Source organism: Yersinia thracica (genome assembly GCF_902170565.1).
Classification (GTDB): Bacteria; Pseudomonadota; Gammaproteobacteria; order Enterobacterales; family Enterobacteriaceae; genus Yersinia; species Yersinia thracica.
In genome coordinates, this window is the sequence record NZ_CABHXX010000027.1 from 1 (window position 1) to 14,197 (window position 14,197).

The window sequence follows — 14,197 nt, forward strand, 5'->3', positions numbered from 1 at the left end:
GTTATGAATAGCTATAACTGTATTTCATCGAATAATGATCTATTTCACAATATAGCGGATTTATTATCTCAGGTTTTCGAAGTGGAAAGTGGCAGGATAAAAATAAAGCGACATCGGCAGGTGCCAAATGTCGCTTTAAAGTGATTAAAAATACCAGGTATCTTAGATACGGACTAAATCATCACCATAACCAATCCACTTATAAGTCGTCAGTGCATCTAATCCCATTGGGCCACGAGCATGAAGTTTTTGCGTACTGACGGCTACTTCTGCACCCAAACCAAACTGGCCGCCATCAGTGAAACGCGTACTGGCATTAACATAAACAGCGGAAGAATCAACCGCACGAACAAAATGTTCGGCGCTGCTCAATGAGCGGGTCAAAATAGCATCAGAATGACTAGTGCCATGTTCACGGATATGGTCGATGGCAGCATCGATATCAGCCACAATATCCACATTGAGATCCAGAGATAACCATTCATCGTCGTAATCAGCGGCTTTCACAGGCACAACCTTGGCTTTACCTTCCGCCAGATACGGCATAGCTTGCGAGCTGGCATGCAGTGTCACACCCAATGCATGCATTCTGGCACTTAACACCGGCAGGAAGCGCTCGGCGATTGCCTGATGAACCAGCAAGGTTTCCAATGAGTTACACGCACTTGGGCGCTGAATTTTAGCATTTTCAATGACCCGCAATGCTTTTTCAAAATCGGCACTTTCATCGACAAAAGTATGGCAAACACCAATACCGCCGGTGATAACCGGAATAGTTGATTGCTCGCGGCACAGTTTATGTAAGCCCGCCCCCCCACGTGGAATCAACATATCAATATAGTTATCCATGCGCAGCAATTGAGTGACCAACTCGCGATCCGGACTTTCGATCGCCTGTACCGCTGCGGGCGGTAAGCCACATTGCTCTAGCGCTTGCTGGATAACTTTCACTGTCGCCTGATTAGTATGGTGAGTTTCTTTACCGCCACGCAAAATAACCGCGTTGCCCGTCTTCAAACATAAGCTAGCCACATCAATCGTCACATTAGGACGAGCTTCATAAATGACACCGATGACACCCAGAGGTACGCGGCGGCGCTCCAGTTTCAAGCCACTGTCGAGCAAACTGCCGTCAATAATCCGGCCTACAGGGTCATTCAGCCGGCATACCTGGCGCACATCATTCGCAATGGCGGCTAAACGGGCGGGGCTGAGCAGCAACCTATCCAACAGCGCCTCACTCATACCGCTGTCACGTGCAGCCGCCATATCTTGTTCATTAGCCTGTAAAATGGCCTGACTTTCAGATTCAAGCAGATTGGCTATCACGGCCAAAGCTTGATTTTTCTTTGCCGTACTCAGCATTGCCAATTGCCAGGAAGCCTGTTTAGCGGCTTTCCCCATTTGTTCCAGCATGCTCATACTTGCTCCTTAGCTGACAATCATATCGTCACGATGAACAGCCACCGGGCCGTATTCATACCCGAGAATTTCACTGATTTGTTGCGAATGGTGCCCCGCTAACATGCGTAAAGCATCACTGTTGTAGCGCGATACACCGTGAGCCAAATCGCGTCCACTGAGATTGCGGATACGAATAACTTCGCCGCGCGAGAAATTCCCCAACACACTGCGAATGCCTTTTGGCAGTAGCGAACTGCCCCGTTCCATAATCGCAGTAACAGCACCATCATCGACGGTGATTTCACCCGCTGGCGGTGCGCCAAAAATCCAACGTTTACGATTTTCCAATGGCGTTTCCAGCGCATGGAATCGGGTGCCAACCGGCGTCCCTTCAATCACGTCAGCAATGACACCCACCTGACTGCCCGCCGCAATCACCACATCAATACCGGCACGACACGCAACATCTGCCGCCTGTAATTTGGTTGCCATGCCGCCGGTGCCCAGGCCAGAGACACTATCGCCCGCCACCCCGCGCAAAGTATCGTCGATGCCATGCACTTCACGGATTAATTCAGCTGCTGGATTATTGCGCGGATCGGCGGTGTACAGCCCGGCCTGATCAGTCAGTAACAGTAGCTTGTCAGCACCGGCCAAAATTGCGGCCAGTGCCGAGAGATTATCATTATCGCCTACTTTGATTTCAGCAGTCGCCACGGCATCGTTTTCATTGATTACCGGCACGATACGGTTATCCAGCAAAGCATTCATGGTGTCACGGGCATTTAAGAAGCGCTCGCGATCTTCTAAATCAGCCCGAGTCAGCAACATCTGGCCGATATGGATACCGTAGATTGAGAACAACTGTTCCCAGAGTTGAATAAGCCGACTTTGCCCGACCGCGGCTAATAATTGCTTCGAGGCAATAGTGGCGGGTAATTCCGGATAACCCAAGTGTTCACGCCCGGCCGCAATAGCTCCGGAAGTGACAATAACAATACGATGACCTTTTGCGTGTTGCTGAGCACATTGGCGCACCAATTCAACAATATGGGCACGGTTGAGACGACGGGAGCCGCCAGTCAGAACACTCGTCCCCAATTTCACAACCAAAGTCTGGCTGCCACTCATAATTTTTCTGCCGTTGGGATGAAGAATAAAAGAAAGGGTATAGGAGTCTTTTTAACAGGCGGAAGCCGTTATGCCAAGTACTTTGCGTATCAGCGTCTTAATTGGCATTGCAGGTTGGGTACAAGCCTGCAATGCCCGTTAAACAGGTCTATTTTTACGCCGACAACTTAACCGGCTGCTCGCTGAAATCTTGCGCCGGCTCCAATCTCATTTCAATGGAAGTCAGCATCTCGGCGAGGCGTTTATGGAAACTACGCAGCGTGGTCTCCAGTTTCTCTTGTACTTCAGGATCTTTAATCTTTTCCGCTTTCCAGTTGCCATCTTTATTAAACAGGCCAAACTGGTAAACATAGGTAAAATGGTCAGCCGCCGGTTCCAGTTCTATCCACCATCCCCAGAACTCACGCTTCTCTGGAGCAAGCTTCACATTGATGCACACAGCTAAGCAATCAAAGAAAAATCGGTCATTCTGGCACTGCCCTTCACGTAGGTATGGCCCTAAAGCGGCAAAACGTTTCATAAGCTTACTTTTAGGATGAGCACTGGTTGACGTCATTCTTAAATCTCCTTATGTAGGCCCACCTTTTTAACAAACTGTTAAAAATTAGCAACTCATTAACGCATTTTATCTTCTAACCATTGACTGGTTTGCAATAATGCGCGATGGAAATTGTCATACACTGGTGTTGATGATATGGGTAATAATTTGCCATCAGCAGAAGAAGAACAAATCAGTTTAGCTTCCTCTTTCGGGCTGAAAGGGTCGTTTTCCCAGAAGCCTGCCAACATAGGTGTTTGGCAGCGTCGCCCCAATAACCCCTGCGTTTTCAAAGAATAGCGGTTCATTTCTGCTCTGAGTATTTCATCCGCAGCATCTGCCATTCCCAAGCGGCTGGCCATCACATCCATATACATGTCGGGCACTTTGCGCTGGCTATCGGCATTACACAGAAGATGGTGCACAATCGGGCCGAGGCACGCCACAGCGCGCACACGTTGCGGTTCTAGATACCCCAAACGAACCGCCACATTGGCACCAAAACGGAAACCAAAAACACTGACGCGCTGGTGATCAATCCACGGAATTTTTGGCAATGCCTGTAACACTTGTTGGTGTAGGAAACTGGTGTCCTGAGTGAGTTTCCACTTTGACGAAGCCCCGACGGATGGCATGTCGATGGTCAACATCGCAATCCCTTTGGGAGCCAGATAGTCGCGGAACAGGCGATGATAATCACTTTGCAATGTATCCAGCCCGCCGCACATCAGCACCGTCGGGAATGGCGCGCTGCCGATGGTCGGCATATGCAGGAACCCATTAAGAGTGCCGCCATCTGAAATATCAAAACTGAGTTCTTTCAAAGTGTAAGGCAGATGCTTGGCGGCTTCTTCATAAGCGCGGTTAGACAGCACCTCGACTTGCTCGGCCAGCTCGTCACCTTTCAAATGCGGATAACCGGCGATACTGTATAAATTAGCCGCATTTAGCCAATACTGGCCGGCATTCATTGGGTCCGCTTCATCCATGGCTTTTTGCTGCCACTGCATTCCCTGATGGGCCCATTCATAAATCCAGTTACCGTTACGATAACCCACCACGGTGTCCAGCAGGTCATTATCACTGTGCTCCGCTTTCGAACAGGCAATTCGTGATAATACCTCTTCGATTTCCAGAGGATCAACGCCACGCCAAGTCCAGATAAGGCGGTTAATCATGCGGTACCAATGATGGGCAGTATCGCCATCCAGTGCCGAGTGAACCGTCACCGTATTGTTGCAGTGAGCATGCCGCACTAAAGTAGAGGTTTCAGGATGCTTGAATTTTGGTTTGAACAGAATTTCAGAAAGGTTGGCTTGTGCCATAGTAACAATAGCCTCCATAAGCCGTGATTCAGGCCCGTTAAGGGCTGGTCAGATGGGGTCAGTGTACTCATACTGCGCGGAAAATGAAACGCCCGGTAGGCACCGGGCATTTAAATTACACTAAATTATTTACCGCTCAAAGGAGCGACGAAAGTTACCGCCATATCCCACGGCTGCTCAATCCAGGTACCTTGAGGAATATCAACCTCATAGTCATCAACTAATGGGCGGCCCGCGGGTTTGGCAAAGATGGTCACAAAATGTGCTTTAGGATACATTTCACGGATAGCTTTCGCCGTACCGCCGGTATCAACCAAGTCATCAATCACGATAAAGCCTTCACCGTTGCCTTCTGCGCGTTTCAAAACTTTAAGTTCACCTTGATTATCATGATGATAGCTGGCGATGCACACGGTGTCGACATAACGAATACCCAGCTCACGCGCCAGAATACCCGCTGGCACTAACCCACCACGGCTAACCGCGATGATACCTTTCCATTGCTCAGCAGGCAGTAAGCGCTGTGCCAATTTGCGGGCATGAATTTGCAACATATCCCAAGTAACGACGTATTTTTCGCTCATAAAGTGTAATCCCAGCCAGTATAAAAGTGGCTTACTATGATTCAGAAGGGGAAAAAAGGTTGCGCGAGATTATAGAGAGCCAGCCGAATAAAAACCAGCAATTATCCGGCTAATTAATCAGGTTAGTTACAGTTATTGTGCGGCGATACGCGCGTAATACCAATGAAAGTGATATTCTCAAACTATCTCGCCATCTTAATGGCGGTGTATCACCACCCTTAAAATCTTTAGTCATCAACCCAATAGCATCTCTGACATCTCTACTGTGAGGTTGCCGATATGAGAATGCTGTTACAGGAGACTTACAGTGTCTGAACTGTCTCAACTTTCGCCTCAGCCGTTGTGGGATATTTTCGCAAAAATCTGCTCGATTCCCCATCCGTCTTACCATGAAGAAGCACTGGCACAACATATTATGACGTGGGCCAAGGAAAAAGGCCTACATGCGGAACGTGATAAGGTCGGTAATATCCTGCTGCGTAAGCCCGCTACCAAAGGGATGGAGAACCGTAAGCCGGTTGCGCTACAAGCTCACTTGGATATGGTGCCACAAAAGAATAATGATACGGTACATGACTTTACCAAAGACCCTATCCAACCCTATATCGACGGTGAATGGGTTAAAGCCCGAGGTACCACATTAGGTGCGGATAATGGCATTGGTATGGCCTCCGCATTGGCGGTGCTATCTGACGATAGCGTCGAGCACGGCCCACTGGAAGTGCTGCTGACCATGACCGAAGAAGCCGGTATGGATGGCGCATTTGGTCTGCAACCTAACTGGTTGAAAGCCGATATTCTGATTAATACCGATTCCGAGCAGGAAGGTGAAATCTATATGGGTTGCGCCGGTGGTATTGATTTTATTACCACTTTAGCACTAAAGCGCGAAGCAGTTCCTGCTGGTTACCAGACTTTGAAGTTGACCATTAAAGGTTTGAAAGGCGGTCACTCAGGCGCTGACATCCATTTAGGGCTAGGCAATGCCAATAAACTGCTGGCCCGATTCCTGTTCGACCAGGCCAAAGATTTAGACCTGCGGATATTGGATTTGAATGGCGGCACACTGCGTAATGCTATTCCACGTGAAGGCTCTGTGACCTTGGCGATTGCCGCAGATAAAGTCGATCAGCTGAAAAACCTGAGCCAGGAGTATCTGGCAACCTTGAAAAATGAGCTGGCCGCAGTTGAAAAAAATCTGACTGTATTGCTTGAGCCGCTATCTATTGATAATGCTAAGGCTCTGACAAAAGATACCCAACAGCGCCTGATCGCCTTATTGAATGCCACGCCAAACGGTGTCATTCGTATGAGTGATGCAGTAAAAGGGGTGGTTGAAACCTCACTGAATGTGGGTGTGGTGACCATGAATGAGAACGAAGCAGAAATCATCTGCCTGATTCGTTCTTTGATCGACAGCGGCAAAGATTACGTGGTGAGCATGTTGACCGCGATTGGTCAGTTGGCTGGCGCAGAAACCTCGCCAAAAGGCGGCTACCCTGGCTGGCAACCTGACCCAACCTCACCGGTGATGGCGTTGGTGCGGGAAACCTACCAAAAACTGTTTAACAAAACCCCCAATATCATGGTTATCCATGCCGGTCTGGAATGTGGTTTATTTAAAAAACCTTACCCAGATATGGATATGGTGTCGATTGGGCCAACGATGACGGGGCCACATTCACCGGATGAACAAGTTCATATCGAAAGTGTGGGTCAATATTGGCAATTACTGACGGCGCTGCTGAAAGCGATTCCTGAGCGCGCATAAGAAAATCGGTTTGTTTTATATGATAACGGCGGTGCTTAGGCCCGCTGTTTTTTTAGTCAGGATTACTCCCAACTCAACAGTAATTGTCGCTCGAGTTGCGGATCCAATAAAGTGACATGTAACCCCACCAAACGCACCCCCCGCTCCGCCCGCCGCTCATTCCATGCTGCCCGCGCGACTTGCAATAAATCCGCTTTATTCAACTCCGGCCAAACATGCTCTTGCGTAGTTTGCTGAAAATCATGAAACTTCAATTTCACCCCTTGTCGGGCGATATGCAGATCCGGCCTAACCTTGCGAAGGCGGGTTTCCAGCTCAATATAAAGCTTTTCAATCAATAACTCACAGCTTTCCCAATCATGAATATCCTCTGCCAGAGTCCGCTCAACCCCAACCGATTTGCGCAAGCGATCGGGAGAAACTTCGCGCTCATCAATACCGTGGCTGCGCTCCCATAGCACATGACCAAACTTACCAAAGCGCTTTAATAATTCAGCCTGCGAATAGTTTTGTACATCACTACAGGTTATCAGCCCCAGATCTTGCAGACGTTTCGCGGTCACTTTGCCCACTCCCGGAATTTTACTCAGCGGCAAATCATGCAAGAAAGGCAATACTTTATCTGGGGTTATCACATACTGACCATTGGGTTTATTTAAATCAGACGCGATCTTGGCTAAAAACTTGATGGGAGCAATGCCCGCAGATGCCGTGAGATTAAGCTCCATCGCAATAGACTGGCGAATTTCTTGTGCAATTAATGTGGCGGAACCGCTGCATACCTGGCAATCAGAGACATCCAAATAGGCTTCATCCAGTGAAAGCGGCTCAATCAAAGGGGTGTAGCGAGCAAAAATCTCACGGATATGTTGTGAAGCTTCTTTATACGCCGCCATTCTGCCGGGGATCACTTTCAGTTGTGGGCAGAGTTTCAGTGCCATCGCGGTCGGCATCGCGCTGCGAACCCCATAGCGCCGGGCAGGATAATTGGCGGTGCTAATCACACCGCGTCTGTCTTTACTGCCGCCAATCGCAATAGGAATATCACGCAAATTGGGGTCATCGCGCATTTCGACTGCCGCGAAGAAGCAATCCATATCGACATGAATAATTTTCCGCATGTTTATCCCCCGACCAAACCACTGTATAAGAATACAGTTAAATCGGAGAAATTCAAGATTATCCTAGATCCTGACCACGCAAATTTCGTGATAGCGAAAAACTAGCCAGGAAGCAGAGCAACCGCTTCAATTTCTAAGGCCAAATCATGATGTAAAACGGGCACTGGCACCACACAGCGCGCGGGTTTGTGTGGCCCCAACCAATCAGCATAAAGCGCATTGAAATGTGGCCATAGGGCGATATCACACAGATAAATTCGCACCTGAACCAAGCTATTTATGCTGCAATGACAATCCGCAAGTATCCCCTCAATATTGGCAAAAACCTGCATAACCTGAATATCAAAAGGTTGGTTTGATAATGCCACGCCCTGCGCCGTGACGGGCAGTTGGCCGGAAAGATAGACCATACCGCCCGCACAGACAGCATGGCTATAATGGCCCGCTGGCGGCAAGCCCTGTGTGGAATTTATTAAGATAGGCTCGGACATCATCAAGGCTTATCAATAAAGTGGGCCAGACGCGCTAAATCGACATTGCCGCCCGAAATAATCACCCCGACGCGTTTGCCACGTAAATCCAGCTCATCACCAAAAGCGACAGCCGCCCCTAAGCAACCTGTGGGTTCAACCACAATCTTCATTCGGCTGGCGAAAAACTTCATTGCCGAGATCAATTGGTCATCGGTGGCAGTCAGAATATTATCAACCCGCTCCTGAATAATCGGGAAAGTATAATGCCCCAAAGCCGGAGTTTGCGCGCCGTCCGCAATAGTCACTGGCGTATCAATTTTAACAATTTTTCCGCTGCGGAAACTCTGCTGCCCATCATTACCGGCGGCGGGTTCCACCCCAAATACCTGGCAATTGGGATAGAGCGCTTTGGCAACCGTGGCACAGCCGGACAACAGCCCGCCGCCGCCCAATGGCACCAGCAGCACATCCAGCTCACCCACTTCTTCAAATAACTCTTTTGCCGCCGTCCCCTGCCCGGCCATCACATCTGGATGGTCATAAGGTGGGATCAAGGTTAGTCCCTGATCTTGTGCCAGTTTACGGCTAATGTCTTCACGGTCTTCAAGATAGCGGTCATATAGCACCACTTCGCCGCCATAACCCCGTGTCGCCGCGATTTTAGCTGCTGGCGCATCTTTAGGCATGACAATAACCGCGCGAATACCTAATTTACGCGCAGACAAAGCAATAGCCTGCGCATGATTCCCCGACGAGAAAGCAATAACCCCTTTTGCTTGCTGTTCCGGCGATAATTTCACTAACGCGTTATAAGCGCCACGGAATTTAAACGCCCCCATATGCTGGAAATTTTCGCATTTAAAAAACAACTGCGCACCGGTCTGCTCATTAGCGGTGGAAGAAGTCAACACTGGGGTTTTGAGTGCAAAACCAGCAATCCGTTGATGTGCTTGAATAATATCTTCGTAACTAATGACTAATGGGGCCATCTTCAACTTCCTTCAGTGGGGAGGTAGGTATAGACAGTAGAGCGGGCGACACCCAGATTATTGGCAACCACGGTCTGGGCATTTTTTAAATCCATCAAACCCGCTTGCGCCAGTTGACGGACAATTTCACGCCGCTGTGCCGGGTTCAGCGCGCGTGGCGTGGTATTGTGCGCAGCAGCAAATTGTTCCAGTTGATTGCGCAGCATCTCAAGGCGAGGTGATACCAGAGACTCCTGAACCTCTGCCGGTGTCGTTTGGGTCAGTTGAGATAAACTGGTGCTGACGGCGGAAAACAGCGAGATATCCATATTTAGACAAAGTGCCCCGATGAATTCCCCTTTACTATTTTTCAAGCCAATTGATGTGCTTTTTGCCGGGCGACCATCAGGAAATTGATTCGGATAATTAAGAATAACTTCAGGAAAATTAGGGTCGGCAATGCGACTCAGCCCCAGTTCAGTCGCTGGCTCACCGACTTCACGACCGGATAAATTGTTTGAAATCGCCGCAATGGCATGTTCAGGTTGAGTCAGGTCGTGCAAGACAAATTCCACTAAGGGTGCAAATGTTTTGCCCAGTGCCTCAACGATTTTTTTGCTCTCCCGCAACAGGAGTTGATCTTCTGTAAGTTTCATAAATGAAGTATTGTCATTTACTGACAATTTGTCAAATTAATTATATTAGCAATAAGAAAGCTGCGCGAGGCAGCTCTTTTCCAGGGGATAGCGGTAGTCAGTCTTATTTCAGGATGGAGCTTTTCAGTGATTTATCTTGCTGATGGCGCTCTAAAGCCAACTCAATCAGTGTGGTGATCAATTCTGTCGAGCCAACACCAGTGGCGCGCCACAATTTAGGATACATACTGATATTAGTAAATCCAGGTAAGGTATTTATTTCATTGATAATTACGCGGTTATCTGGGGTTAAAAAGACATCAACCCGCGCCATACCACAGCATTCGAGCGCTCGAAATGCCGCTAAAGCTACCGCGCGAATATGGTCACTGGTAGCACTGTCTATTAGCGCAGGGATGAGGACTTGAGCACCCGCTTCATTTATGTATTTAGTCTCATAAGAATAAAACTCATCACTGATGACTACCTCGCCACACAAACTGGCTTGCGGGTTGTCATTGCCCATGACGGCACATTCGATCTCCCGCCCAATAATAGCCGACTCCACCAACACTTTATGGTCAAAATCAAAGGCTAACGCCACCGCCTGTTGATATTCGGCCGCATTGCGCACTTTACTCACACCCACCGAGGAGCCCTGATTCGCCGGTTTAATAAATAACGGTAATCCGAGTTTTTCCGAAACCTTTTCAAAATCGTAGCTGTCTTTATTGCCGCGTGTCAGTGTAATAAAAGGGGCGATATTCAACCCAGCATCACGCAATAACCGCTTAGTGATGTCTTTATCCATACTGACCGCAGACCCCACGACACCTGAGCCGACAAAAGGAATATTGGCCATGCGCAACAGGCCTTGCAAGGAACCGTCCTCACCTAACGTCCCGTGTACAATAGGGAAAATGACATCCAACTGAGCCAATGCAGCCGCATTATCCGCAGTAATGAGTTGCTGACTCTCTTGGCCAAGGATCAGCGCCACATTTTTGTTTGAATGATTCAGGGAAATCAACGCCGGATTTTCTGCATTTAACAAGTAACTGGATGCATCGTTAATATGCCATTTACCCTGTTTATCAATGCCCAACAGTGTTACTTCAAACTTTTCTTTATCAATCGCATCCACGATATTCTTGGCAGACTGCAATGACACTTCATGTTCAGCCGATTTACCGCCAAAAATCACACCAACTCGCAATCTCGACACACTACATTCCTCTTTAAGACTTGGCACTTAGGGGCGCGACCACCCATTAAAATCAAACGTATACCCTAAATAATTCGAGTTGCAGGAAGGCAGCAATTGAGCGAGTCCCCAGGAGCTTACACCAGTAAGTGACTGGGGTGACAAATCTGCCTGGAGCAGATTTGAACGCTGCTTGCAGCGGCCTCGCAGAGGCGAGGCCCATGGACGGGCCGAGTAACGAAAGCAGCCAACGCACATGCAGCTTGAAATATGATGGGTATAACACTAATACAACTTTTAGCTGCCTAACTAATGTTTTTTAAGATTTATCAAGAATTTTCTCATTATACTGTGGGATGAACCCTGTCGTCTTAGAGAGGAATTTAGCACCCACTCACCTTCAAGAACATCACAAATTAAATCGCCATCGGTGATATTCATAATTATCCTAATCAATATGACAACCATTTTAGAAAATAACAGAATTGAATTCTGTTATTGGTGTTTTTATTCTTTTTGTCATTTATTTTTAATGAAAAATCATTAAATTCGACAAAGCCGAAGAATATTGGCTATATGATTAACATCTCCTTGAAAAATTCATTATCAGTCAATGGATGGAAACTAAATATTATGCGAAATTATATAATGGCAACTTTATTACTCTCTGCTAGTTTTGTCACAAATGCTAATTCAGCTTCTTCAATGGCCCCCCAACAAGCACCACAAATTATTGCTCACCGGGGTGGGACTGCCGATGCCCCTGAGAATACCATTCCAGCGATTAAAAAAGCCTTGGCTAATGGTGCGGATGCCATCTGGATAACATTACAGTTATCAAAGGACAATATTCCGGTTTTGTATCGCCCAGTTTATCTCAATGAATTAACCGATAAATCAGGTAAGGTTTCTGACTATACCGCACAGCAACTCGCCCAAGTCGACGCCAGCTTTAATTATAATAAAAAGCATAATATTCAACCAAAATCTGGCTCACACATTGGCATTCCTACACTTGATGAGGTATTGAAAACCTTTCCTACCACGACATTCTATCTCGACATTAAATCCCCAGATGCAGACCCGGAAAAATTTGCTAAGGCACTGCAAACAATACTTAAAACAACACCTAAAGGCGAAGATAACCGACTGGCTCGCACCCGTGTTTACTCCACAGAAGACCGTTATTTAGATGCGCTGGGTGTACTCAATAAAAAACAGAAAAAACAGAATGTACTCAATGGGAAAAACGAAGCTGCAGATGAAATTCAACGCTTTGAAAGCCGCGCCTTTACGCGAACGCAATTAGCCAACATTACCATGGATCATAAGTGTAATTTGCCAACAGATAATGAAGAGCGTTGGTATGGTCTGGAGTTACATCGCAAGGTTGAAGTTGTAGAAAAATACACGTCGGGAGAAGGCCGCTCTAACGCTATATTAAGTTGGGATAAAGAAGCCGTTGACTGTTTCCGTAAAAACGCTAACGCACATATTATTTTCTTCGGAATTAATACTCCAGAAGATTACCAGAAAGCGAAAGAATTAGGTGCCAATGGAGTGATGGTAGATTCTCCAGCGATGTTTAAGAAGATAGTTCATGGCAATAAATAATTAGAAAGCCAGCGAGAAATTAATATCCCCCATTCAATATTCATTGAATGGGGGATCAAAACATCTCTTTTATATACAGTAAAACAATTCAAATCCTAACTAGAGAATGCGATATTGCTCCAATGCTTTCTGGCGCGCCGCCTCTTTAGCTAACCGTTTTTTGCGCGAATCACAAGGCTCGGGGCAATCACACACTTTTTCCATTCCTAAAGCCCCAAGACCTCCGCAACTGCCCTGCAAGGTTTTACGTTTTACGATATAACCCAGCGACAACCCCGCGATGGCTAAGAGAAAAAAAACAAAAGACGCGATAAAAACAGTCAACATAATCTTCTCCTATCAAAGCCGCTTTTGTAGATACGGTTTGAATGACTCAGAAGAGTGCTCCTCAAAGCCTTCATCAGTTTTGACTATCATAAACACCGGAATACCCAGCAAATTAGCCAATGCCATCCCGCGTTCTGGCCCAAGGACACCTAAACCCGTCGAAAGTCCGTCGGCCGTCATACAACTCGGATCTAAAACAGTAATTGAGACTAAACGATGGTTAATTGGCCGACCTGTTTCGGGATCAATGGTATGTGAGTAACGCACACCATTTTGCTCAAAATAATTACGATAATCACCAGAGGTAGCTATCGCCATACGACCGGGTTCGATAATTTCTTGAGTACTTTGTGTCGAGCCTGCAATTGGTTTTTCAATTGCGATGCGCCAAGGTTTATTTTCCCCATTATTACCACGAGTCCGGACTTCCCCGCCAATATCGACCATATAGTTATCGATATTCTGCGCTTCCAAATATTCGGCAACCACATCTACGCCATATCCTTTAGCTATAGCAGAAAGATCGACATACAGCTCGGGAATACGTTTTACCAAGGCACCATTTTCTACTGCTAAATTATCAATGCCAACCCATTCCTGGCGTTTAGCAATTTCAGCATCTGTCGGCACCACGTTTGGCCGCCCTTCAGGGCCAAAACCCCATAGATTAACCAATGGCCCGACCGTCACATCCAGCGCCCCATCAGTCAAACGGTTAATACGGATAGCCTCCCGTACCACTTTGGCTGTCGCGGCTGAAACAGGAAAGGGTGTATCCACTTTCTGACGTTTGTTGAAACGGCTCAATTCAGAGTTTGGCCGATATGTCGACATTTGATCATTAACCTGTTCCAGCTCGCGGTCTATTTCCTGCTGTAGCTGTTCCGGGCTGAGAGTGGTTGAGTCACCCATATACTTAATTGAATATGAGGTGCCCATGGTTTTACCTTCAAGATTGATTTGCTCAGGGCCACACCCCGTTAGCAGCAAAACGCCCACCGCAACCATCAACCAATGCATTATATGTCTTCGCGCTATATGTCTTCGCACAATATCCCCAATTTGCCCTTCGTACTTGAAGCTTCAGGGGTGTTAGCTGCTC

14 protein-coding genes are annotated in these 14,197 nt (G+C 47.4%); 2 read left to right on the forward strand and 12 right to left on the reverse strand.

Annotated features, from left to right (window positions below; all coding sequences use genetic code 11):
• Positions 1 to 162: 162 nt before the first annotated feature.
• The 5 genes from proA to gpt all read right to left on the reverse strand — a co-directional run bounded on the left by proA (position 163) and on the right by gpt (position 4,982).
• Positions 163 to 1,416 carry a glutamate-5-semialdehyde dehydrogenase gene (gene proA, locus FTA91_RS03240; protein ID WP_050113389.1) on the reverse strand — a complete coding sequence of 418 codons (1,254 nt, stop codon included), beginning with the start codon at positions 1,414 to 1,416 and terminating at the stop codon, positions 163 to 165.
• Between the two features lie 15 nt (positions 1,417 to 1,431).
• Positions 1,432 to 2,535, reverse strand: coding sequence for a glutamate 5-kinase (proB, locus tag FTA91_RS03245; RefSeq protein ID WP_050113225.1), 1,104 nt, complete (start codon positions 2,533 to 2,535; stop codon positions 1,432 to 1,434).
• A 154-nt stretch (positions 2,536 to 2,689) separates the two neighbouring features.
• Positions 2,690 to 3,091: a sigma factor-binding protein Crl gene (gene crl, locus FTA91_RS03250; RefSeq protein ID WP_050113224.1), complete on the reverse strand. Its 402-nt coding sequence runs from the start codon at positions 3,089 to 3,091 to the stop codon at positions 2,690 to 2,692.
• Positions 3,092 to 3,150: 59 nt separating this feature from the next.
• The gene (gene frsA / locus FTA91_RS03255; RefSeq protein WP_050113223.1) at positions 3,151 to 4,398 is read right to left on the reverse strand and encodes an esterase FrsA; all 1,248 of its coding nucleotides are present in this window, start codon (positions 4,396 to 4,398) and stop codon (positions 3,151 to 3,153) included.
• A 125-nt stretch (positions 4,399 to 4,523) separates the two neighbouring features.
• Positions 4,524 to 4,982: a xanthine phosphoribosyltransferase gene (gpt, locus tag FTA91_RS03260; protein WP_145535139.1), complete on the reverse strand. Its 459-nt coding sequence runs from the start codon at positions 4,980 to 4,982 to the stop codon at positions 4,524 to 4,526.
• A gap of 307 nt (positions 4,983 to 5,289) precedes the next feature.
• On the opposite strand from gpt, the gene pepD reads away from it, so the two are divergent.
• Positions 5,290 to 6,753 (forward strand): beta-Ala-His dipeptidase, encoded by a 1,464-nt coding sequence (gene pepD, locus FTA91_RS03265; protein WP_050113220.1) that lies wholly within the window; start codon positions 5,290 to 5,292, stop codon positions 6,751 to 6,753.
• Positions 6,754 to 6,815: 62 nt separating this feature from the next.
• Here pepD and dinB read toward each other — a convergent pair whose 3' ends face one another.
• The 5 genes from dinB to ddlA all read right to left on the reverse strand — a co-directional run bounded on the left by dinB (position 6,816) and on the right by ddlA (position 11,175).
• On the reverse strand, positions 6,816 to 7,874 hold the full coding sequence (gene dinB / locus FTA91_RS03270; protein WP_050113218.1) for a DNA polymerase IV: 1,059 nt from the start codon (positions 7,872 to 7,874) through the stop codon (positions 6,816 to 6,818).
• A gap of 101 nt (positions 7,875 to 7,975) precedes the next feature.
• The gene (locus FTA91_RS03275; protein WP_050113216.1) at positions 7,976 to 8,368 is read right to left on the reverse strand and encodes a RidA family protein; all 393 of its coding nucleotides are present in this window, start codon (positions 8,366 to 8,368) and stop codon (positions 7,976 to 7,978) included.
• Positions 8,368 to 9,336, reverse strand: a complete 969-nt coding sequence (locus FTA91_RS03280) for a threo-3-hydroxy-L-aspartate ammonia-lyase (RefSeq protein ID WP_145582946.1) — start codon at positions 9,334 to 9,336, stop codon at positions 8,368 to 8,370. The genes FTA91_RS03275 and FTA91_RS03280 overlap by 1 nt, the downstream gene beginning before the upstream one ends.
• A 2-nt stretch (positions 9,337 to 9,338) precedes the next feature.
• Complete coding sequence (locus FTA91_RS03285; protein WP_145535145.1) at positions 9,339 to 9,971, reverse strand: helix-turn-helix transcriptional regulator; 633 nt, start codon at positions 9,969 to 9,971, stop codon at positions 9,339 to 9,341.
• A 103-nt stretch (positions 9,972 to 10,074) separates the two neighbouring features.
• Entirely contained in the window at positions 10,075 to 11,175 is a 1,101-nt protein-coding gene (ddlA, locus tag FTA91_RS03290; RefSeq protein WP_145582948.1) for a D-alanine--D-alanine ligase, read from the reverse strand.
• Between the two features lie 612 nt (positions 11,176 to 11,787).
• Between ddlA and FTA91_RS03295 the strand changes: the two genes are divergently transcribed.
• Complete coding sequence (locus FTA91_RS03295; RefSeq protein ID WP_050113388.1) at positions 11,788 to 12,768, forward strand: glycerophosphodiester phosphodiesterase family protein; 981 nt, start codon at positions 11,788 to 11,790, stop codon at positions 12,766 to 12,768.
• A gap of 99 nt (positions 12,769 to 12,867) precedes the next feature.
• On the opposite strand, the gene nqrM is transcribed toward FTA91_RS03295, so the two are convergent.
• Positions 12,868 to 13,095 (reverse strand): (Na+)-NQR maturation NqrM, encoded by a 228-nt coding sequence (gene nqrM, locus FTA91_RS03300; protein WP_050113208.1) that lies wholly within the window; start codon positions 13,093 to 13,095, stop codon positions 12,868 to 12,870.
• A 12-nt stretch (positions 13,096 to 13,107) separates the two neighbouring features.
• Entirely contained in the window at positions 13,108 to 14,115 is a 1,008-nt protein-coding gene (locus FTA91_RS03305; RefSeq protein ID WP_050113206.1) for an FAD:protein FMN transferase, read from the reverse strand.
• Positions 14,116 to 14,197: the final 82 nt, after the last annotated feature.

What these genes read in the sequence shown, in the direction of transcription:
- FTA91_RS03280 (WP_145582946.1), bottom strand. Translation starts at nt 9,336, where the DNA reads ATGGCCCCATTAGTCATTAGTTACGAAGATATTATTCAAGCACATCAA.
- FTA91_RS03285 (WP_145535145.1), bottom strand. Translation starts at nt 9,971, where the DNA reads ATGAAACTTACAGAAGATCAACTCCTGTTGCGGGAGAGCAAAAAAATC.
- proA (WP_050113389.1), bottom strand. Translation starts at nt 1,416, where the DNA reads ATGCTGGAACAAATGGGGAAAGCCGCTAAACAGGCTTCCTGGCAATTG.
- FTA91_RS03295 (WP_050113388.1), top strand. Translation starts at nt 11,788, where the DNA reads ATGCGAAATTATATAATGGCAACTTTATTACTCTCTGCTAGTTTTGTC.
- nqrM (WP_050113208.1), bottom strand. Translation starts at nt 13,095, where the DNA reads ATGTTGACTGTTTTTATCGCGTCTTTTGTTTTTTTTCTCTTAGCCATC.
- dinB (WP_050113218.1), bottom strand. Translation starts at nt 7,874, where the DNA reads ATGCGGAAAATTATTCATGTCGATATGGATTGCTTCTTCGCGGCAGTC.
- crl (WP_050113224.1), bottom strand. Translation starts at nt 3,091, where the DNA reads ATGACGTCAACCAGTGCTCATCCTAAAAGTAAGCTTATGAAACGTTTT.
- proB (WP_050113225.1), bottom strand. Translation starts at nt 2,535, where the DNA reads ATGAGTGGCAGCCAGACTTTGGTTGTGAAATTGGGGACGAGTGTTCTG.
- FTA91_RS03275 (WP_050113216.1), bottom strand. Translation starts at nt 8,368, where the DNA reads ATGATGTCCGAGCCTATCTTAATAAATTCCACACAGGGCTTGCCGCCA.
- FTA91_RS03305 (WP_050113206.1), bottom strand. Translation starts at nt 14,115, where the DNA reads ATGCATTGGTTGATGGTTGCGGTGGGCGTTTTGCTGCTAACGGGGTGT.
- frsA (WP_050113223.1), bottom strand. Translation starts at nt 4,398, where the DNA reads ATGGCACAAGCCAACCTTTCTGAAATTCTGTTCAAACCAAAATTCAAG.
- gpt (WP_145535139.1), bottom strand. Translation starts at nt 4,982, where the DNA reads ATGAGCGAAAAATACGTCGTTACTTGGGATATGTTGCAAATTCATGCC.